This is a genomic window from Streptomyces sp. NPDC003036 (genome assembly GCF_040611175.1).
Lineage (GTDB): Bacteria > Actinomycetota > Actinomycetes > Streptomycetales > Streptomycetaceae > Streptomyces.
The window spans coordinates 1-21,155 of the sequence record NZ_JBEXNO010000072.1 but is presented as its reverse complement, the minus strand read 5'-3'; the positions used below and the strand labels follow the sequence as shown (position 1 = coordinate 21,155).

At 73.5% G+C, this 21,155-nt stretch carries 16 protein-coding genes and 1 pseudogene; 9 read left to right on the top strand and 8 right to left on the bottom strand.

Going from position 1 to position 21,155, the window contains the following annotated elements:
- A pseudogene (locus ABZX67_RS32445) lies at positions 1-3,069 on the top strand (hypothetical protein); the annotation flags it as partial.
- Between the two features lie 93 nt (positions 3,070-3,162).
- On the opposite strand, the gene ABZX67_RS32440 reads toward ABZX67_RS32445, so the two are convergent.
- Positions 3,163-3,696, bottom strand: coding sequence for a hypothetical protein (locus tag ABZX67_RS32440; protein ID WP_355368107.1), 534 nt, complete (start codon positions 3,694-3,696; stop codon positions 3,163-3,165).
- A gap of 383 nt (positions 3,697-4,079) precedes the next feature.
- Here ABZX67_RS32440 and ABZX67_RS32435 point away from each other — a divergent pair, with 383 nt between their 5' ends.
- From ABZX67_RS32435 to ABZX67_RS32420, 4 genes are read left to right on the top strand one after another with little or no spacing between them, the layout of a single operon-like run.
- Positions 4,080-6,884 carry a nitrate- and nitrite sensing domain-containing protein gene (locus ABZX67_RS32435; protein WP_355368104.1) on the top strand — a complete coding sequence of 935 codons (2,805 nt, stop codon included), beginning with the start codon at positions 4,080-4,082 and terminating at the stop codon, positions 6,882-6,884.
- Positions 6,881-7,354, top strand: a complete 474-nt coding sequence (locus ABZX67_RS32430; protein ID WP_355368101.1) for a roadblock/LC7 domain-containing protein — start codon at positions 6,881-6,883, stop codon at positions 7,352-7,354. The genes ABZX67_RS32435 and ABZX67_RS32430 overlap by 4 nt, the downstream gene beginning before the upstream one ends.
- An 11-nt stretch (positions 7,355-7,365) precedes the next feature.
- Positions 7,366-7,794 (top strand): DUF742 domain-containing protein, encoded by a 429-nt coding sequence (locus ABZX67_RS32425; protein ID WP_355368098.1) that lies wholly within the window; start codon positions 7,366-7,368, stop codon positions 7,792-7,794.
- Complete coding sequence (locus tag ABZX67_RS32420; protein ID WP_355368095.1) at positions 7,775-8,389, top strand: ATP/GTP-binding protein; 615 nt, start codon at positions 7,775-7,777, stop codon at positions 8,387-8,389. Before ABZX67_RS32425 ends, ABZX67_RS32420 begins: the two co-directional genes overlap by 20 nt.
- A 47-nt stretch (positions 8,390-8,436) precedes the next feature.
- On the opposite strand, the gene ABZX67_RS32415 is transcribed toward ABZX67_RS32420, so the two are convergent.
- Entirely contained in the window at positions 8,437-9,240 is an 804-nt protein-coding gene (locus ABZX67_RS32415) for a M15 family metallopeptidase (protein ID WP_355368092.1), read from the bottom strand.
- A gap of 8 nt (positions 9,241-9,248) precedes the next feature.
- Between ABZX67_RS32415 and ABZX67_RS32410 the strand changes: the two genes are divergently transcribed.
- Complete coding sequence (locus ABZX67_RS32410) at positions 9,249-9,812, top strand: NUDIX domain-containing protein (protein ID WP_355368110.1); 564 nt, start codon at positions 9,249-9,251, stop codon at positions 9,810-9,812.
- 22 nt (positions 9,813-9,834) lie between these two features.
- On the opposite strand, the gene ABZX67_RS32405 is transcribed toward ABZX67_RS32410, so the two are convergent.
- Both ABZX67_RS32405 and ABZX67_RS32400 read right to left on the bottom strand, forming a co-directional pair.
- Entirely contained in the window at positions 9,835-10,044 is a 210-nt protein-coding gene (locus tag ABZX67_RS32405) for a hypothetical protein (protein ID WP_355368089.1), read from the bottom strand.
- Between the two features lie 142 nt (positions 10,045-10,186).
- Positions 10,187-12,628 carry a glycoside hydrolase family 31 protein gene (locus ABZX67_RS32400; protein ID WP_355368086.1) on the bottom strand — a complete coding sequence of 814 codons (2,442 nt, stop codon included), beginning with the start codon at positions 12,626-12,628 and terminating at the stop codon, positions 10,187-10,189.
- Positions 12,629-12,851: 223 nt separating this feature from the next.
- On the opposite strand from ABZX67_RS32400, the gene ABZX67_RS32395 reads away from it, so the two are divergent.
- Complete coding sequence (locus tag ABZX67_RS32395) at positions 12,852-14,846, top strand: acetoacetate--CoA ligase (protein WP_355368083.1); 1,995 nt, start codon at positions 12,852-12,854, stop codon at positions 14,844-14,846.
- A gap of 1 nt (position 14,847) precedes the next feature.
- On the opposite strand, the gene ABZX67_RS32390 is transcribed toward ABZX67_RS32395, so the two are convergent.
- Complete coding sequence (locus ABZX67_RS32390) at positions 14,848-16,170, bottom strand: aminotransferase class I/II-fold pyridoxal phosphate-dependent enzyme (RefSeq protein ID WP_355368080.1); 1,323 nt, start codon at positions 16,168-16,170, stop codon at positions 14,848-14,850.
- 47 nt (positions 16,171-16,217) lie between these two features.
- Here ABZX67_RS32390 and ABZX67_RS32385 point away from each other — a divergent pair, with 47 nt between their 5' ends.
- Complete coding sequence (locus ABZX67_RS32385; RefSeq protein WP_355368077.1) at positions 16,218-17,516, top strand: MFS transporter; 1,299 nt, start codon at positions 16,218-16,220, stop codon at positions 17,514-17,516.
- 13 nt (positions 17,517-17,529) lie between these two features.
- On the top strand, positions 17,530-18,426 hold the full coding sequence (locus ABZX67_RS32380) for a hypothetical protein (protein WP_355368074.1): 897 nt from the start codon (positions 17,530-17,532) through the stop codon (positions 18,424-18,426).
- 62 nt (positions 18,427-18,488) lie between these two features.
- Here ABZX67_RS32380 and ptsP read toward each other — a convergent pair whose 3' ends face one another.
- The 3 genes from ptsP to ABZX67_RS32365 all read right to left on the bottom strand — a co-directional run.
- On the bottom strand, positions 18,489-20,159 hold the full coding sequence (gene ptsP / locus ABZX67_RS32375) for a phosphoenolpyruvate--protein phosphotransferase (RefSeq protein WP_355368071.1): 1,671 nt from the start codon (positions 20,157-20,159) through the stop codon (positions 18,489-18,491).
- 84 nt (positions 20,160-20,243) lie between these two features.
- Positions 20,244-20,693: a PTS glucose transporter subunit IIA gene (locus ABZX67_RS32370; RefSeq protein WP_355368068.1), complete on the bottom strand. Its 450-nt coding sequence runs from the start codon at positions 20,691-20,693 to the stop codon at positions 20,244-20,246.
- A 263-nt stretch (positions 20,694-20,956) separates the two neighbouring features.
- On the bottom strand, positions 20,957-21,155 hold a 199-nt coding region (locus tag ABZX67_RS32365; protein ID WP_355368065.1), incomplete at its 5' end, for a hypothetical protein.

Genomic DNA, 21,155 nt, shown 5'->3' with positions numbered 1-21,155 from the left:
GCCGCCCGCGCCGCGGCCGAACGGGCCCGCGAGGCCGCCGCCGCCGAGTCCCGCGCCGAACTGGCCGCCGCCCGCGCCGCCGACGCCGCGCAGGCCGCCGAGAACGCCTACCAGGCCGAGCGCCGCGCCGCCGCCTCCATCGCCGCCGAGGAGCGCCTCGCCGAACTGCTGAGCCTGCCCGGGGCGACCCCGTCCGCCACCTCGGTCGTCCCGGCGCCCCGCCGCGGTGACGGCGCCCCGTCCCACGAGGAGGCTCCCGGCAGCGCCGACGGCCCCGGAACCGGAACCGGAACCCGCCCCGCCGACCAGGGCCCCCTCACCGCCGAGGAGCTCGACCGGTACGCCGACGAGCTGCGCGACCTCCTCGACCAGGGCATCGCCGCCGCCGAGCGCAAACTCTTCGAGCTGCGCACCGCCGCCGCCGACGACTCCCGCATCCTCGGCGCCCTCGGCGACGGCGGCCTGCTGCCGCCCGGCCCGGACGTCCTCGCCACCGTCGAGTTCCTCGGCGAGCAGGGCATCCCCGCCCTCCCCGGCTGGCGCTACCTCGCCCAGGCCGTGGACCCGGCCGACCACGCCGCCGTGCTGGCCGCCCGGCCCGAGCTGGTCGACGGTGTCGTGATCACCGACCCCGTCTCGTACGCCCGGGCCCGCGAGGCCCTCGCCGGCGCCGCCCTGCTGCCGCGCTCCGCCGTCGCCGTCGGCACCGCCGCCGCGCTCCTCGCGCCCGTGCCGGCGCCCACGGACACGGACACGGACGTGTTCCTCGTGCCGCCGAACCCGGCCATGCACGACGAGCACGCCGCCGACGAGGAGCGCCAGGCCCTGCGCGCCCGCGCCGCCGCCCGCGACGAGGAGATCCGCGCCCTCGCCGCCCGCCTCACCGGCGACCGCTCCCTCGCCGCCCGCATCGGCTCCTGGCGCGCCGACTGCCCGCCCGGCATGCTCACCGAACTCGCGGAAGCCGCCGCCACCGCGCGCGTGGCCGCCGAAGCTGCCGAGGCCGCGCTCGCCGAAGCCCGTACCGTACGGGCCGAGGCGGAGGACGCGGCCGCCGACGCCGCCCGCGTACGCGACGAGCGGCAGGACGCCGCGCAGCGCGCCCGGCGTGTCGCCGACGCCCTCGCCGGCCTGGCGTTCCGGCTGCGCGAACGGGCCGGCTGGCAGGCCCGCCTGCGCGAACTGGCCGACGAGGCCGCCGAGTACGAAGCCCGCGCCCAGACCTGCCTGGAGCGGGCGCGCGCCGCCGACGAGGACCGCCGCGCCGCCCAGCGCGCCGCCGACGACGCCCACCGCACCGCCCGCGCGCTGCGCGCCGAGCGCTCCGAGATCGCCGGCGCCCCCGAGAACCTGCCGGCGGAGGACGGCGACGCCCCCCGCGTACCACTGGCCGCCCTGCGCGAGGCCTACCGCGCCGCCTCCCAGCTGTACGAGAAGGTCGGCGTCGGCGCCGACCTGCGCGCCGAACAGGCCCGCGCCGAGAGCGACGAGTCCGCCGCCCTCGCCGAGCTCGACCGCCTCACCAACAAGGTCCGCACCCGCGCCGAACAGCTCCTCCAGAGCACCGACGGCGCCGACGGCCCCTCCCGCCAGGCCGCCGCCGCCCGCGCCGAGTCACTCGTCCAGATGCTGGAGACCCGCGCCTCGGAGGCCAGCGAGAAGCTCGGCCGCCTGCGCGGTGAGGCCGAACGCCTCGCCCCCGCGGACGGCGAGTCGCACACCGAGCTCCCCGAGGAGCTCCTTCCCACCGACGCCGACCACGCCCAGTCCCTCCTGCGCTCCGCCACCGCCGACCTGGCCGCCCGCACGGACGAGCTCGACGCCGCCCGCGCCTCGCACGCCCGGCTCGTCCAGGCGCACCGCGCCGCCGAGGACGCCGCCGGCGGCTTCGACGAGACGGCGGCGCTCCTGCGCGACCTGCTGCGCGACCACGCCGCCGAGGAGGAGCCCCAGGCCCCGGAGCCTTACCCCGGCAGCCTGGAGGAGGCGCGGCAGTCCGCCGCCGAGACCCGCCGCTCCCTGCGCGGATGCGCCCAGGACCTGTCGGCCGCCGAGGCCGCCGTACGCGAAGCCTGCGACGTCCTCATCCGGCACGCCAACTCCACGCGATACGAGCAGGTCCGCACTCCGGCCCGCCAGCAGATCCGCGAGCTGCCCGCCGCCGCGCTGCCGGAGCACGCCGCCAAGTGGGCCGAGGCGTTCGCGCCCCGGCTGCGCGTGCTCACCGACGAGCTGGCCCAGCTGGAGCGCAACCGCGACTCCATCGTCGACCGGCTGCGCGGACTGGTGGAGTCCGCGCTCACCACCCTCCGCTCCGCCCAGCGCCTGTCCCGGCTCCCCGAGGGCCTCGGCGAGTGGTCGGGCCAGGAGTTCCTGCGCATCCGCTTCGAGGAGCCCGACCAGGCGACCCTGACCGAGCGGCTCGGCGAGGTCATCGACGAGGCGACCAGCGCCGCCGTCAAGAAGAACTCCGACCTGCGCCGCGACGGCATGTCCCTGCTGCTGCGCGGCGTTCAGGCCGCCCTCCAGCCCAAGGGCGTGGCCGTGGAGATCCTCAAGCCCGACGCGGTGCTGCGCGCCGAGCGCGTACCGGTCGGGCAGATGGGCGACGTCTTCTCCGGCGGCCAGCTGCTCACCGCCGCCATCGCGCTCTACTGCACGATGGCCGCGCTGCGCAGCAACGACCGGGGCCGAGACAAGCACCGCCACGCGGGCACGCTCTTCCTCGACAACCCGATCGGCCGCGCCAACGCCACGTACCTGCTGGAGCTGCAGCGGGCCGTGTCGGACGCGCTGGGCGTCCAGCTGCTGTACACGACGGGTCTGTTCGACACGACCGCGCTCGCCGAGTTCCCGCTGGTCATCCGGTTGCGCAACGACGCGGACCTGCGCGCGGGGCTGAAGTACATCAGCGTCGAGGAGCACCTGCGCCCCGGGCTGCCGCAGCAGGCTCAGGCGGGCGAGGCGGCGGTGCACGGCGAGATCACGGCGACGCGCATGTTCAAGCGCACGCCGGTGCCCGGACCGGCGCCCGAACCGGTGCCCGGACCGGCGTCCGCCGCGGACTAGCCGCAGAAGCGCCACCGGGCCGGTGCCCGGCACCTGCCGGGCACCGATGCCTGCCGGGCACCGACGCCCGGAAAGGCCGGGTCCGGGCGCGCGTCAGGCCCGCGAGAGGGTTCCGGCGCTTTGCCGCCCCCGGCCGGAACCGGAACCCGCGCCGGAGCCCACGCCGGAACCGGAGACGGAACCGGAGCCCGCGCCGGCCTCCTCACCACCTAGCCGTATGCGCGCCGCCTCCCGCGCCGCACGCGCCTGCGCGCGGGCGGCCCGTCGGGCCATGCGCCGCTCACGCCGCAGCTCCCGCGCCGTGCTGCTCGGCGCGGAGACGACACCATGGCGCTGGTTCCACACCTGCCGGGTGACCCACACGTCCGCCGCCGCCCACGTCGCCACCACCGTGCTGGCGATGCTGCTCAGCACCATCGGGAAGGCCAGCCAGGAGCCCGCGAGCGTGCACAGGAACGCCACCGTCGCCTGTATCAGCGTCAGAGAGGCGACGAGCACGGCACGGACCGCCGCCGTACGGACCGGATCGGGCAGCCTGCGCCGCGTCGCCGGTTCCTCCACCCACAGTTCTCGCCGCCCCGTCCCCGCCTCCGTCGTCGTCCCTGTGTCCCACCGCTCCGTCGTCATCGCAACCGCCACTCCCCACAACCGACCGTTTTCAGGGTGGCTGCCCGTCATGAGCCGCTTTACGCCGACAGTTCCGCGCCTCCCCTGTTCGTAGACGTACGGCCGACGGCGAAGATTCCCCGCGGAACACACAGTTCCAGCCAACCGTTACCGCCGGGCACATGTCGCCCCGCCAGGGACCATCCACCGCAGAGTGGAGTGCCAGGGCCGCGAATACCCGGAAAACACATGATCGACGCCCTGTCCCACGGCTGAAAATCGCCCGGACGCACCTTCGAGATGCCTGCGATGCAGTAGTAGGCTCGCGCCGTTTGTTGATGTGTTGATGTGTACACCCGCGCCGGACGGCACCCTCACCGGTCGGGTCCGAGCTGGGGGAGGCCATGCGCTTTCGCGGGAAGTCGATCCGCAGGAAGATCGTGGCGTTGCTGCTCGTGCCGCTCGTCTCCCTCACCGGACTGTGGGGGTTCGCGACACTCCTCACCGGCCGGGAGGCCGATCAACTCCTCGACGTCGGCTACATCGTCGAAAAGGTCGGCTACCCCCTCGAGGACACCGTCCGCGTCATCCAGCAGGAGCGTCGCCAGACCCTCGTCTACCTCGCCGATCCACGCGCGTCCGACGCCCTCCCCACGCTGCGCCGCGAACAAGCCGCCACCGACCGGACCATCGCCCGCATCCGGGCCAACGCCGCCGACTCCGGCGTCATCGACGCCCTGCAGCCCCAGGCGGCCCGTCGGCTGAGCGCGCTCCTCCAGGCCTTCGACGGCCTCTCCGGACTGCGCCGGTCCGTCGAGAACCGCGCCGTCGGCCGCATGCAGGCGCTCGAGTTCTACAACCGCCTCGTCGACCCCTGCTACACCTTCCTCCTCAACCTCCACGCCCTGGAGAACGTGGAGATGGACAAGCAGGGCCGCGCCCTCGTCGGCATCGTCCGCGCCCGCGAGATGCTCTCCCGCGAGGACGCCCTCGTCTTCTCCTCCCTCGTCAACAAGCGTTTCACCGCCGAGGAGATCCGCGCCCTCACCGACCTCGTCGCCCAGCGCCGCCTCTTCTACGAGGTCAACCTGGAGGTCCTGCCCGGCTCCGAACGCGAGGTCTTCGAGCAGTACTGGCGCAGCCCCGCGACCGAGCCGCTGCGCGACGCCGAGGAGGCGCTCATAGCCGCCGGCGCCACCGACCCGCCCCGAGCCGTCCAGGCGTCGCACTGGCGGGACGCCGCCACCCCGGTCCTGAACCACCTCGCCTCGGCGAACACCGAGGCGGGCGACCGCTACCAGGACCGCGTGCAGCCGACGGCGTACAACGTCCTGCTCAAGGCGGGGATCGCCGGCGTCCTCGGCTTCCTCGCCCTGCTCGTCTCGATCATCGTCTCCGTCCGCATAGGCCGCGACCTCGTCCGCGACCTGCGGCGGCTGCGCAAGGAGGCCCAGGAGGTCTCCGGCGTACGGCTGCCGAGCGTGATGCGCCGCCTGGCCGCGGGCGAACAGGTCGACGTCGAGACCGAAGTGCCGCAGCTGGAGTACGACAAGGACGAGGTCGGCCAGGTCGGCCAGGCCCTCAACACCCTCCAGCGCGCCGCCGTCGAAGCCGCCGTCAAACAGGCCGACATGCGCCGCGGGGTCTCCGAGGTCTTCGTCAACCTCGCCCGCCGCAACCAGGTGCTGCTGCACCGCCAGCTCACCCTCCTCGACACCATGGAGCGGCGCACGGAGGACACCGACGAGCTGGCCGACCTGTTCAAACTGGACCACCTGACCACGCGTATGCGCCGCCACGCCGAGGGCCTGGTGATCCTCTCCGGAGCCGCCCCCTCCCGCCAGTGGCGCAAGCCCGTCCAGCTGATGGACGTGGTACGGGCGGCGGTCGCCGAAGTCGAGGATTACGAGCGCGTCGAGGTGCGCAGGCTGCCGCGCATCGGGGTCAGCGGTCCGGCCGTCGCCGACCTCACCCACCTGGTCGCCGAACTCCTGGAGAACGCCACGGTGTTCTCCCCGCCGCACACCGCGGTCCAGGTGCACGGCGAGCCGGTCGCCAACGGCTTCACGCTCGAGATCCACGACCGCGGGCTCGGCATGACCCCGGACGCGCTGCTCGACGCGAACCTGCGCCTCGCCGAGACACCCGAGTTCGAGCTCTCCGACACCGACCGGCTCGGCCTCTTCGTGGTGAGCCGGCTCGCCCAGCGCCAGAACGTACGGGTGTCGCTGCAGCCCTCCCCGTACGGCGGCACCACCGCGGTCGTCTTCATCCCGGCCGCGCTCCTGACCGAGGCACCCGAGACCCAGGGCTCGGGCTTCCGGCTCGACCGCAAGGGCGGCGACCGCAAGGGCGTCGACCGCAGGAGCGTCGACCGCAGGGGCGGCGATCGCAAGGCGGTGGACCGCGGGGCAGTGGACGGCCACACCGACGAGGTCCCGCCCCGGCGCGCGGCCCTCTCCCAGGTGCCCTCCGGGCTCGACACCTCCCTGCTCGACGCCTCCCTGCTCGACGGCCCCGTCGAGCTGGAGCCGCCGGTCGGCGCCCTGCCCTTCGACGACGCGCTCACCGGCCCTCTCGCCGGCGCCCTCGGCGGCATCGGCGACATCGACGAGACCGAGAGCGAACGCGGCGGACTGTTCCGCCCCAGGACTCCGCTGCGCCCGGCCACGGGCCGCTCCGCCGCGACCTCGGACGAGACGCAGCATCACCAGGCCGCCGACCACGCCCCCGAGCGACCGGCCGGCGCCACCGTCCCGCTGCCCCGCCGCAAGCCCACGGTCCCGGCCCTGATCGCGCACCGGGGCCGGCGCCTCGACGAACGCGGCCGCGCCCACCCGGCCACCGAGGCCACCGAGGGCACCACGGAACAGAGCCGCGGGGCACACGGTTCCGACCCGGAGACCACCCTGCTGCTCGGCGGCCTGCCCCGCCGCGTACGGCAGGCCAGCCTGGCCCCGCAGCTGCGGGAGAGCACCGACCGGTCCGCCGCAGGGGGCGTCGAAGGCGGCGCCGGACGCGTCGCCGAAAGCGACGTCGAGCGGGACGCCGAGCGCGACGCCGAAGCAGTACGCACCCGCATGGCCGCCATGCAGCGCGGCTGGCAGCGCGGGCGCCGGGAGAACGCCGAGGGCGACGCCCCGCCGGCGCTCCGCGCGCTCCGCGGTGAGACAGCACCACGAACGACACCGGAGGGGGACGGTCCATGACCGCACCGAACGCCGCAGCAACCACGTCGACCGGCTCAGCCGCCTCAGCGGGCTCAACCGGCTCGGCAGGCTCAGCCGGCCAGCTCAACTGGCTCCTCGACGAACTCGTCGACCGCGTCGGGTCCATCCGCAAGGCGCTGGTCCTCTCCAGCGACGGCCTGCCCACCGGTGCCTCCAGGGACCTGAGCCGTGAGGACAGCGAGCACATGGCGGCCGTCGCCTCCGGATTCCACAGCCTCGCCAAGGGCGTGGGCCGCCACTTCGACGCCGGCCGGGTCCGGCAGACCGTCGTCGAGCTCGACGACGCCTTCCTCTTCGTCACGGCGGCGGGCGACGGCAGCTGCCTCGCCGTGCTGGCGGACGCCGACTCCGACGTCGGCCTCGTCGCGTACGAGATGACGCTGATGGTCAAGCGGGTGGGGGCTCACCTGGGGACGGCGCCGCGGACCGGACTGACCGCAGGAGGATAACGGGGGATGCGATGAGTGACGCAGCAGGGCAGCACAGCCGGCACAGAGGCCGGACCCGCCGTGAGCCGCACCACTGGTTCGACGACGACGCGGGCCCCGTGGTCCGCCCGTACGCGATGACCCGCGGCCGTACCAGCAGCGCCACCCGCCACCGCCTCGACCTGATCGCGGTGGTCGTCCCCGAACCCGCGGCCGAGGACCCCGGCCGCGACCAGACGCTCTCCCCGGAACACGTGGAGATCGTCGAGCGGTGCAGCGACTTCCCCCAGTCCATCGCCGAGCTCGCCGCCGGACTCGACCTGCCCGTCGGGGTGGTCCGCGTCCTGGTCGGCGACCTCGTCGAGGACGAACTCGTCCACGTAACCCGTCCCGTTCCGCCGGCCGAACTGCCGGACGTGAACATCCTGCGTGAGGTGATCAATGGCCTTCGGGCGCTCTAGCTCCCACCGCGCCGAGCGGCCGGTGGTCGAGCCGGTGACACTCAAGATCCTCGTCGCGGGCGGGTTCGGAGTGGGCAAGACGACCCTGGTGGGCGCGGTCAGCGAGATCCGGCCGCTGCGCACCGAGGAGACCCTCAGCGAGGCGGGCCGGCCCGTCGACGACCTGCACGGCGTCGAGTCGAAGTCCACCACCACCGTCGCCATGGACTTCGGGCGGATCACCCTCCGCGAGGACCTGGTGCTGTACCTGTTCGGTACGCCGGGACAGGACCGCTTCTGGTTCCTGTGGGACGAGCTCGCGCAGGGCGCGCTGGGCGCGGTGGTCCTCGCGGACACCCGCCGCCTGGAGGACTGCTTCGCCGCCATCGACTACTTCGAGCGGCGGGGCATCCCCTTCGCTGTGGCCGTGAACCGCTTCGAGGGCGCGCCCGCGTACCCCGCCCAGACGGTACGGGTGGCGCTCGACCTCGACCCCGAGGTGCCGCTCCTGATGTGCGACGCGCGCGAGCGGGAGTCCGTCAAGGAGGTGCTGGTGGCGGTCGTCGAACACGCGCTGACCCTCGCCGACCGGCAGCGCGAGCCGGCCGCCACCTGACGGACCGCACGGCCGTCAGGTGGCGGGAGGGCGGTACGCGGGCGGGGTCAGTGCCCGGCCACCGAACGCCGTGCCACCGGGAAGTCGAAGTACGTGTCCGGGAAGGGCTCCGGCTTGTAGGTGAAGTGCCACCACTCCTCGGGAAGGTTCACGAATCCCTGGGCGGCGAGGGTGCTCTTCAGCAGCTGCCGGTTCGCGCGCTGCACCCCCTGGACGCGGGGTTCGTCCGTGTGGGACAGCGTGTCGAAGCAGTCGAAACCCGTCCCCATGTCCAGGGAGTTGTCGGGGAACCGCTCCTCCTGGGGCGCGTAGCACGGCACCAACGTCTCGCCGGGCACGTACGGCCGCGTCGGCAGGGCGGGCAGCTTCACGATCGTGAGGTCGACCGTCGAGCCGCGGCTGTGCCCGGACTTCTCGGCGATGTAACCGTCCGCGAAGAGCCGCGACTTGTCCACCAGCGGATAGAACTCCGCTTTCATCCGCTCGTCCCGGAGATCCTTCGCCCACCGTACGAAGTGGTCCACGGCGCGCTGCGGCCGGTAGCAGTCGTACACCTTCAGGGAGTATCCCTGCCGCAGCAGCCGCACCTGGGCGCGGTGCAGCGCCTGCGCGGCCGGCCTGGTCAGGATGCACAGCGGCTGCCGGTAGCCGTCCACCGGTTCACCGACGAAGTTGTGCGCCGTGGTGTAGCGCATCTCCTGGATGATGGTCGGATCCACGGAGCGCAGCGCCACGAACTCCTGCGGTGCCCTGGGCTCGGGCGTGGCCTGGGCGGCGGGCGCCGCCGCCACGGAGAGGAGCGCGGTGGCGGCCGCCACGAGCGCGCGGAGAGCGGTACCAAGTCGTGTCATGCCCACGGATCTACCAGCTCGGGCCGAACCGGAACAGCCCGCCTCGCTACAGTCCGCCTGTGAAGGACTCCCACTGCGGCGCCTGCGGCGCGCCCTACCCGTCGGGGGCCGGCTGGCCCCGCACGTGCGGCTCCTGCGCCGACACCGCCTACCGCAACCCCCTGCCGGTCGCGGTGGCCCTGCTCCCGGCGACCGACGCGCGCGGGACCGGACTCGTCGTCATCACCCGCACCATCGAGCCCCGTCGCGGGGGCATCGCCCTGCCCGGCGGCTTCATCGACCACGCGGAGGACTGGCGCGACGCGGTGGTACGGGAGTTGCGGGAGGAGACCGGTATCCGCGCGGCCGCGGCCGATGTCCGCCTCGCCGACGCGATGAGCTCACCCGCGGGCCACCTGCTGCTCTTCGGTCTCCTCCCCGAACGCCCCGCCGCCGGACTGCCGCCCTCCGCCGCCACCGACGAGACGTCGGGCCACCACCTTCTGTACGCACCGGCGGAGCTCGCGTTCCCGCTGCACACCGCGGCCGTACGGAACTGGTTCGCCGGCCGTTACGGGAGACCCTCCGGGTGATCCGCCCAGGCCGTACGGATGCCTACCAGCGGTCCAGTGACCGAAGAGCCGCCTCGTCCGCGCTCCGGTCCGCCGTCAGCGCCGGGTCGCTGCCCGTGTTGCCGTACTCCTGCACGGAGTAGTTGCCGTTCTGGGTGTCCACCCCGCGGTCGCCGACCGCCGAGGCGGTGGAGGCGGAAGCACCGAGCACGGCGGCGGCCAGTCCGGCGGTGGCCAGCACCTTCTTGATCATGGTCTGTCCCTTTCGTCGAGCGGCCCGGCACCGAGTGGCCGGGCCCGCCCTACGTAACGCCTCACCCGGCGCCCGTGTGCGTGTCGTTCACCCGTTTGCCGTCACACCGGGGACGGGCCCCGACGCCCGGAGGGCGGCGCCCTCACCCCGCCGCCGCACCCAGCCCCCGGACCCTCACCCGTCGCCCCTCCACCATCCGCGCGCCGTCGTCCGTCACCCGCTCCACCCGGACCCCGCCGTCCACCAGCCGCGTCGTGTACCGCTCCACCTCCGCCCGCTCCCAGCCGTCACCCGCGTCCCGCACCACCAGACCACCGCCCGTGCGCCCCGCCGCGGGCGCCCACACCTCCAGCTCCTCGGCGCCGTCCTCGCCCCGTACGGGAATCACCGCCCCACCCCGCGCCAGCACCGGGATACGCGACAGCGGCGCGTCCAGCAGCACCTGCCCCGGCCCGTCGTACGCCCGGCCCGTCGCGGTGTCGTACCACCGCCCGCGCGGCAGCCGTACGGCCCGCCGGTCCATGCCGCGCGCCATCACCGGCGCCACGAGCAGCGCGTCGCCCAGCAGGAAGGCGTCCTCGCAGTCGCGCAGCGTGCGGTCCTCCGGGGAGCCCCACCACAGCGGCCGCACATAGGGCGCCCCCGTGAGCCGCGCCAGATGGGCCAGCGTCACGAAGTACGGCCGCAGCCGCTCCCGTTCGGCCAGCGCCACGCGCGCGTACCGCAGCACCCGGGGCCCGAACTCCCACGGCTCGCGCACCCCCGCGTCGATCGCCGAGTGCGTACGGAACAGCGGCAGCCACGCCCCCAGCTGGAACCAGCGCAGGAACAGCTCCGGCGACGGGATCCCGTCGAACCCGCCCACGTCCGGCCCCGAATACGGCACCCCGCACAGGCCCAGCCCCAACACCAGGGAGAGCGAGGCTCGCAGCCCCGGCCACCCCGTCGACACATCGCCCGACCAGGTCCCGCCGTACCGCTGCATGCCCGCCCAGCCGGACCGCGAGAAGAGGAACGGCCGCTCGTCGGGCCGCAGCCGCAGGAGCCCTTCATGGCCGGCCCGGGCCATGGTCAGGCCGTACACGTTGTGGGCCTCGCGGTGGTCGCCGCCCCGCCCCTCCAGGGCGTGCCGCGCCGAACGGGGCAGCGTCCTGTCACCGAAGGCCGCGAACGACACCGGCTCGTTCATGTCGTGCCACACCCCGGAGAAGCCCTGCGCGAGCCGCTCCTCGTACAGGCCGCCCCACCACTCCCGTACGGCGGGATCGGTGAAGTCCGGGAACACGCACTCGCCCGGCCACACCAGCCCCCGCACCTCACCGCCCCTCCCGTCCCGTACGTACGCCCCCGAGGCGCCGACCGCCCGCCCGCTCTCGTACACCGCGTTGCCGCGCTCCGCCCTGACCCCCGGGTCGACGATCGACACCAGCCGCACGCCACCCTCCGGCAGATCCCGCAGCTCCCGCGCGAGCCCGGGCAGGTCCGGGAACCGCTCCCGGTCCACCGTGAACACCTGGTGGTCCCGGTAGTGGTCGATGTCCATGTGCAGCGCCGACAGCGGAAGATCGCGCTCCCGGTAGCCGGCCACCACGCGCCGCACCTCCCGCTCGGTGCCGAAGCCCCACCGCGCGTGCTGCGGCCCCAGGGCCCACGACGGCGGCAGCGCGGGCGCGCCGGTCAGCGCGGTCCAGCCGTGCAGCACCCGCGCGGGGGTTCCCACCACGACCCAGCAGCGCAGCGGGCCGCCGCTCATCCGCACCTCGCTCGCCCCCGGCCGGTCGTGCCCCGACCCGGCGCCCTCCTCGCCCTCCCGCAGGGTCACCAGCCCGTCCCAGGAGTTGTCGTGGAACGCCAGATGGGTCCCCGCGTCGGACACCACCAGCTGCACGGGCATGGTGATGTAGAGCGGGTCGTCACCGGGCCCGAAACCGCCGCCGGGATCGGTGTTCCACAGCCGGTACGTGCCGTCCCGCAGCCGCGGCCCCGACGCCCGCCCGCCCAGCCCGAAGAACCGCGCGTCGGCCGGCACCTGCGAGCGCTGCACCCACCGCGCGGGAGCCCCGGCCGGGCCTGACGAGCTTCCTGCCGACGCTCCTGCCGGGCCTCCTGCCGGGGTCCCGTCCACCGGCTCCCACCATCGGGGCGGCAGCTCCCGGCGCAGCATGACACCCCCCGGCGTACGGACCTCCACGGCGCCGTCGCGCGACACCGCCACCGTCACCCGCTCGGACACCACCCGCCAGCCGCCGTCCGTGTCCGGCTCCAGTACGGCGCGCTGATCCGGCTCCGGAGGATCACCGGCCAGCGCGTACGAAGGGAGGGGCTCGGCCCCGTCCCAGCCCCAGAAGACCGTCCCGCCGGCCGTCACCCACACCCGCAGCACGGAGCGGGCGAACCGCACCACGCCGCCGCCCGGCAACGGCTCCGCCCCCTGGACGGTCCCCGGTGTCCGCGCCCGCTCGGCGCCGCGCGGCGGCAGCCCCCACGCGTCCGTACGGCGCTGCCGCCACGCCGAGCGCACCGCACGCAGGCCCCGTACCGTCGAGAAGACCTTCACCGAACGCACCAGATCACGACCGTCCATGCGGCTCACCCTGCCACCCGACCAGGCGCGTGGGAGGGCCGTTCAACTGCCGTTCACCCGTGGTGGGACCACATATTCAACCGCGCGACCATGGGCGGCGAACCCTGGTGCGAACAACGATCACATGGCATCGTCCCTGTCAGCCGCGTCACGCGCACACCCCGCACGTGCGCGCGACCCACGCAGACCCGCGTACAGGGACGTACAGCCAGGGAGCAGCCCCATGACCTCAGAGCACGCGCAGCCCGAGCCGCTCTGGCAGCCCGACCAGGACCGTATCGCCACCGCCGCGGTCACCCGCTTCCAGGCCTGGGCCGCCGAGCGGCACGGCGCCCCGGCCGACGGCGGCTACCCCGCGCTGCACCGCTGGTCCATCGAGCACCTCGACACCTTCTGGCAGGCGGTGGCCGAGTGGTTCGACATCCGCTTCTCGACGCCGTACGAGCGCGTCCTCGGCGACCGCTCCATGCCCGGTGCCCAGTGGTTCCCCGGCGCCACCCTCAACTACGCCGAGCACGCCCTGCGCGCCGCCGCCGACCGCCCCGACGCGGCCGCCCTGCTCCACGTCGACGAGACCCAGGAGGCGACGCCCATCAGCTGGGCGGAGCTGCGCCGCCAGGTGGGCGCCCTCGCCGCCGAGCTGCGCGCCCTCGGCGTACGCCCCGGCGACCGCGTCAGCGGCTACCTGCCCAACATCCCACAGGCCGTCACCGCCCTCCTCGCCACGGCCGCCGTCGGCGCCGTATGGACCTCCTGCGCCCCCGACTTCGGCGCCCGCAGCGTGCTCGACCGCTTCCAGCAGGTGGAACCGGTCGTGCTGTTCACCATCGACGGCTACCGCTACGGCGGCAAGGAGCACGACCGCCGCGACACCGTCGCCGAGCTGCGCCGCGAACTGCCCACCCTGCGCGCGGTCGTCCACATCCCGCTCCTCGGCACGGACGCCCCCGAGGGCGCCCTCGAATGGTCCGCCCTGACGGACAGCGACGCCGAACCGGTCTTCGAGCAGGTGCCCTTCGACCACCCCCTGTGGGTCCTGTACTCCTCCGGCACCACCGGCCTGCCCAAGGCGATCGTCCAGTCCCAGGGCGGCATACTCCTGGAGCACTTCAAGCAGCTGGGCCTGCACTGCGACCTCGGCCCGGAGGACCGCTTCTTCTGGTACACCTCCACCGGCTGGATGATGTGGAACTTCCTCGTCTCCGGCCTCCTCACCGGCACCACGGTCGTCCTGTACGACGGCAGCCCCGGCTACCCGGACACCGGCGCCCAGTGGCGCGTCGCCGAACTCACCGGGACCACCCTCTACGGCACGTCCGCGGCGTACGTCATGGCCTGTCGCAAGGCCGGCGTCCACCCGTCCCGCGACCACGACCTGTCCCGCATCACGTGCGTCGCCACCACCGGCTCCCCGCTCCCGCCGGACGGCTTCCGCTGGCTCCACGACGAGGTGCGCGACGACCTGTGGATCGCCTCCGTCAGCGGCGGCACGGACGTGTGCAGCTGCTTCGCCGGCGCCGTCCCCACCCTCCCCGTCCACGTGGGCGAGCTCCAGGCCGCCTGCCTGGGCACCGACCTCCAGTCCTGGGACCCGCAGGGCAAGCCCGTCACCGGCGAAGTGGGCGAGCTGGTCGTCACCCAGCCCATGCCGTCCATGCCCATCCACTTCTGGAACGACCCGGACGGCAGCCGCTACCGCGACAGCTACTTCGACATGTACCCGGGCGTCTGGCGCCACGGCGACTGGATCACCCTCACCGACCGCGGCTCGGTCGTCATCCACGGCCGTTCCGACTCCACCCTCAACCGGCAGGGCGTCCGTATGGGGAGCGCCGACATCTATGAGGCGGTGGAACGCCTCCCCGAGATCCGCGAATCGCTCGTCATCGGCCTGGAGGAGCCCGACGGCGGCTACTGGATGCCGCTCTTCGTCCACCTCGCCGAAGGGGCCGTCCTCGACGAGGACCTGATCGACCGCATCAAGCGGACCATCCGTACCGAGCTGTCCCCGCGCCACGTACCCGACGAGATCATCGAGGTCCCCGGCGTCCCGCACACCCTCACCGGCAAGCGCATCGAGGTCCCGGTCAAACGCCTCCTCCAGGGCACCGACCTGGCCAAGGCCGTCAACCCCGGCTCCGTGGACAACCTCGACCTGCTCCGCTTCTACGAGGGCCTCGCCCGCAGCCGCGCCGCCCAGGGCGGGAAGACCGGCTGAATCAACCGCCGTACATGGCCTCGGACTCGCCCAGTACGCCGGCGAAGTCCGAGGCCAGCCGCGCCGCGGCGGCCGGCTCCAGCGTCGCCGTCGTGATCCGTACGGCAGTGGGCGCCGCGATCCGGAAGCGGGCTCCCGCCGCCACCCACCAGCCGTACGAACGCAGCCCGTTGACCACCGCCGACTCGTCGCGCACGGGCACCCACACGTTCAGGCCGCTCGCCCCGTGCGCCGTGATCCCGCGCCGCGCCAGCTCCCCGAGCAGCGCCTCACGCCGCTCGGTGTACGCCTCCTCGGCCCGCCCCACCAGCCGTGCGACCTCCTCGTCGGCCAGCAGCCGCGCCACCGTCTCCTGAAGGACGTGACTGACCCACCCCGAGGTCAGGAGCATCCGCCCGTCGTGCCGGGCCAGCGTCGTCGCGTCACACGCGAGCCCGGCCCACCGCAGGTCGATGCCCAGGTGCTTGGAGACCGTGCGCACCTGCGCCCAGCGCGGCAGCCCCGCGGCCGCCAGCGCGGCGTACGACGGTGCCCCCGAGACCTCCGCGTTGTGGTCGTCCTCGATCACCAGCACCTCGGGGAACCCGGCCAGCACCTCGACCAGCGCGTCCCGCCGCTCCCGCGTGAAGTACCCGCCCCTGGGGCTCTGCCCGCGCGGACTGCACACCAGCGCCCGTACGCCCGCGCGCAGGGCGGCCCGCAGCGCCTCGGGCAGGATTCCCGCGTCGTCCACCTCGACCGGAACGATCCGCAGGCCCAGCGCCGGAACCAGGTCCAGCAGGTGATGGAACCCCGGGTCCTCCACCGCGACCGAATCGCCCGGCTTCAGCTCCGTGGACAGCAGACGCGCCACGCAGTCGAGGGCGCCGTGCGCGAAGGTGACGTGCTCCGCCGGCACCCCGTCCCGCGCGAACCACGCGCGCGTGAGCTCCTCCAGCGCAGTCAGCCGCGGTGACCCCCGGTGCGATCCGGGCACGGGGCTCACCGGTGACGGAGGTCTGAGCTCCGGGAGGAACGCCGGGTCCGGATAGCCGCCCGCAAGATCGCGCACCCCCTCCGGCACCCTGGGCGGCCGCCGCGACCCGACCGACGGCGCCTGCGCGACCACGGTTCCGCCCCGCCCCCTGGTCACCACGATCCCGCGCTGCCGTAGCTCCTTGTACGCCGTCGCCACGGTCCCGGGGCTGACGCCCAGGTCGTCCGCGAGCCGCCGCACCGGTGGCAGCGCGGCACCTGGCCCGAGGCCTCCGCCCGCCACGGCCCGCTCGATGGACGCGGCAATCCCCTTGGCCGTCGTCCCGCTGATCGCATATTGTGCTGCCACGTACTCAACTATGTACCAATACATAATACGAGTCAAGGGGGGAAACGGTGAACCAGCACCGTCACCGCACCGCACCCGCCACCCGCGGGCGGAACCGCATCCACATCCCAGGCGGCCGCGACGGCCGCCGCATGCTCGTCGTCACCCTCATCGACAAAACCGGCACCGGACTCTGGGCCACCGCCGTCGCCCTCTACTTCACACAGGTCAGCGGCGCCTCCGTCGCCCAAGTCGGCGTCCTCATCGGCGTCTCCGGCGCCATAGGCATCGCCGGCGCCCCCCTCGCCGGACGCCTCGCCGACCGCTTCCCCGTCACCCGCGTCCTCATCGGCGCCCAACTCCTGCGCGCCGCCGCCCTCCTGGCCCTCCTCACCACGGACAGCTACGCACTCCTGCTGCTCTACTCCGCCATCGGAGCCCTCCCCGACCGGGGCTCCAACGTCCTCGGCAAGCTCTACGCCGCACGCGTCGCAGGCCCCGAACGCACCCGCTACCAGGCCGTCACCCGCACCGCCGCCAACATCGGCTGGGCCCTCGGCGGCCTCGCCGCGGCAGCCGCCCTCACCATCGGCACCACCACCGCCTACCAGGCCCTGCTCGTCGGCAACGCCCTCTCGTACGTCGTCATCGCCGCGCTCACCCTCCGCTGCGCCGAACCCCCGTCCCCCTCCCGCGTAGCCGCCGGCTCCACCACGTCCGCCGCCACCCCCGTCCACCCCTCCAATCCCTGGCGCGACCGGACGTTCCTCCTCTACACCGCCACCGAAGCCGCCCTCTTCCTCGACGACGCGATCCTCCAGGTCGGCTTGCCTCTGTGGATCGTCCACGCCACCGACGCCCCCGTCGGCCTCGCCCCGATGCTGCTGGTCCTCAACTCCGTCCTCGTGATCCTCTTCCAGGTCCCGCTCGCCCGCTTCGGCACCACCCCCGCCGCCGCCCGCCGCCTGCTCATCCCGCTCGCCTGCCTCTTCATCACGGGCTGCCTCGCCCTGGCGGCCTCCACGACCGGCGGCACCTGGACCGCCGTCACCGCCCTCACCGCGGCCGCGATCGTCCTCACCTTCGTGGAGATGCTCCACGCCGTCGTCTCGTGGGAACTCTCCGTCGCCCTCGCCCCCACCGACGCCCAGGGCGCCTACCTCGGCGTCCACGGCCTCGCCGCCTCCACCCAGCGCAGCGCGGGACCCCTCCTCGTCACCACCGTCATCGCCACCGGCCCGCTGGGCTGGCCCCTCCTGGGTGCCGGCTATGCCGCCCTCTGCCTCGCCCAGCGCCGACTGGTACGCGACCGACTGCCCGCACCGGCGTTGTCAGACCCCTCGGTTACGGTGAGTGAGCACCGATGAACCAGGGGGATTCATGGCACACACCCGGAGCACCACCGCGATGCGGCGCGCCCTGCGCCGCGAAGTCCCGAGCACCGTCGGCCTGCTGGCGGACGAACAGGACTTCACGGCCATGCGCCGCTACCGCACCTTCACCTTCGACGACCACGCGACCTACCTCCGCCAGGTCGAAGAACTCCTGAGAAGCCTCGCCTCCCAAGGCGGCCACACCACCGTCACCCTCTTCGACCCCGAGGACTACGCCGTGTACTGCACGGAAGCTGGCCTCGACCCCGACAGCCCCGCCAGCCGCAGCCGCTTCACCGCCGAGGTCGCCACGACCGGCGCCGGCCTCGCCTACACCGGACAACCCATCGACCGGCTCGTCCCCGCCCTCATCAACAAAGCCGTACGCCACGCCACCTGGGAGTACGCCACCATGCTCCTCGCCGACGCCGGAGAGTGTGCCGGCTGCGGCCAGGACATCGGCCGCGACGCCTTCGACCGGGCCTCCCACCTCCTGTACCGCCTGCTCCAAGAGGCCGGACCCGGCACCCACCACATCGTCTGCAGCATCCCCGCGCGCGAGGAGCAGCTACTGGCCGTGCTCCACGCCGAGCGCCCGGACACCGGCCCCACCCTGCTCGACTCCTCCGAGGGCGCCGAGTTCGCCACCGTCCTCGCGGTCGGCATCGCCCTCGAAAGCCCCGGCGGGCTGGTCCTGCGCACCACCACACCCGCCGCCCCCGACCGCGTTCACGGCTGGCGCCTCGACCGCGGCCGCCTCGTCCCGCTCAGCGCCGCCGAGGTCTTCAACGCCTACTGCACCGACGCCGACACCGGCGAGCCCCTCTCCCCGGAGCCCAATGTCGACTACCTCGCGGGATTCGACATCACCGGAGGTGACGACTTCCCGCCTCCGCACCACTGACCGCGCAAGCGGAAGGGGCTTCCCCGCCACCGCGGGAAAGCCCCTCCACACCCTCCTTGCGCCTACTCGCCGGACAGGACCGCCTGCGCGGCCAGCCGCGCCTCCTCGGCGGTGTCCGCCGCCCGCGCCGCAGCGGCCGCCCGCTGGCACTGCGCCAGCGTGTGCTTCGCCAGCGTCGCCCGCACGTACGGAATCGAAGCGGCACCCATCGACAGGGAGGTCACCCCGAGACCCGTCAGCACACAGGCCAGCAGCGGATCCGCGGCGGCCTCGCCGCACACACCACAGCTCTTGCCCTCGGCCCGGGCGGCCTCCGCCGACAGCGCGACCAGGTCCAGCAGCGCCGGCTGCCACGGGTCCTGCAGCCGCGACACCGCACCCACCTGCCGGTCGGCGGCGAACGTGTACTGCGCCAGGTCGTTCGTGCCCAGCGACAGGAACTCGACCTCCTGCAGGATCGAACGCGCCCGCAGCGCGGCGGACGGAATCTCCACCATCGCGCCGAACTTCGCCCGCAGCCCCGCCTCACGGCACGCGTCCGCGAACGCCTTCGCGTCCGTACGGTCCGCCACCATCGGCGCCATGACCTCCAGGTACACCGGAAGCCCCTCGGCCGCCTTGGACAGCGCGGACAGCTGCGTCCGCAGCACCTCCGGGTGGTCCAGGAGCGCGCGCAGACCCCGCACGCCGAGCGCCGGGTTCGGCTCGTCCGCCGGCGTCAGGAAGTCCAGCGGCTTGTCCGCGCCCGCGTCCAGCACCCGCACGACGACCCGGCCCTCGGGAAACGCCTCGAGCACCTTGCGGTACGCCTCGACCTGCTTGGCCTCCGACGGCGCCTGCTTGCTGTCGTCGAGGAACAGGAACTCGGTACGGAAGAGACCGACGCCCTCGGCACCGGCCTCCACGGCCGCCGGCACATCGGCCGGTCCGCCCACGTTCGCCAGTAGCGGCACCTTGTGCCCGTCCGACGTCGCGCCCGGACCGGTCGCCGCCGACAGCGCCGCCTTGCGCTCGGCGGCCGCCCGCTCCAGCTCGGCACGCCGCTCGGCGGACGGCTCGACGAAGACCTCACCGGTGCTGCCGTCCACCGCGATCACGGTGCCCTCGGCCAGCTCCCCGGCACCCGGCAGCGCCACCACGGCCGGCACACCGAGCGCCCGCGCCAGAATGGCGCTGTGGCTGGTCGGCCCGCCCTCTTCGGTCACGAAGCCCAGCACCAGCGACGGGTCCAGCAGCGCCGTGTCGGCCGGAGCGAGATCCCGCGCGATCAGCACGTACGGCTCGTCACTGTCCGGAACACCCGGCATCGGCACACCCAGCAGCCGCGCCACGATCCGGTTCCGCACGTCATCGAGGTCCGCGACCCGCCCCGCCAGGTACTCCCCGGCGCCGGCGAGGAGCGCGCGGTACGCGGCGAACGCGTCGTAGACGGCCCGCTCGGCCGTGCTGCCCACAGCAATCCGACGGTCGACGTCGGCCATCAGCTCCGGGTCCTGGGCCATCATGGCCTGCGCCTCGAGCACGTGCTGTGCCTCGCCGCCGGCCAGATTGCCGCGCGCGATCAGATCCGCCGCGACCGCCTCCACGGCCTGGCGAGCACGCCCCTGCTCGCGCTCCGCCTCATCTGCCGGAATCTGCTTGGCCGGCGGCTCCAGGACTGCCGTGCCCATGTGCCGAACCTCGCCGATCGCCACACCGTGGCTGACGCCGACGCCTCGCAGCGTTGTCTCCATTACACCTGTCTCCGATTGAGTGGCGGCCCGCCGCCACCACGTTCTGAATGTCCGACCCGGCGCCGTACGAGTACGGCGGCCCGCTCACTGCCAGGTGAAGAGAGACTCTCCGGCCTTCACGTCGCCGTCCTCACGGAGCTCGCCGAGGGAGTCGGCAGTGGCCTCCAGAGCCACGATCGGACAGATCGCGGACTTGCCGGCCTCCACGACAGCCGCCGGGTTCCACCGCACGACGGCCTGCCCGCGCGACACGGTGTCGCCCTTGTTCACGAGCAGCTCGAAGCCCTCGCCGTTCAGCTGCACGGTGTCGATGCCCAGGTGCGTCAGCACGCCGTGCCCCTCCGAGTCCACGACGACGAACGCGTGCGGGTGGAGGGAGACGACCACGCCGTCGACGGGGGAGAGCGCCTCGGAGGGCTCCCGCACGGGGTCGATGGCGGTACCCGGCCCGACCATCGCCCCGGAGAACACGGGGTCCGGCACAGCGGCGAGTCCGATGGCCCGGCCGGCGAGCGGCGACGTCACGATGGTCATGGGGAGCCTCCCAGGGGGCGGAGATTCTGCGTCGCCGTCACTGCCTGTCCCGGACGGCGTACTGTCAGAAGCGTATGTCATAAGAAGTCCCGGTTCCGCCCGAGAGGTCCAGATTCAGGGCCCTCGGGAGCACCGGAAGCGATTTGCCTCAACTACCGGCTGCAGGTAGGGTCGTACACCTGCTTGACCCCGACGCGACAGTGAGTCGTAGGTCGTCGGCAGCACCTATCAAGCCGAGATCCTAACTGGTCTACACCAGTGGTCTACACCTCTGCGTCGATCGCCTCCGGGTGGTGGTCAGAGGGACGGGAAAAGGCTGGTAGTGTTTGACCTCGCTGGAAAGAGAAACGCGAAAGCGAAGAACTGACCGGCAGCCCGCTCCAGCGGGTGGCGGAAACGGAAAACGGATCTGCTAAGCTGGAAACACGAAAGACCGAAGGGAAGCGCCCGGAGGAAAGCCCG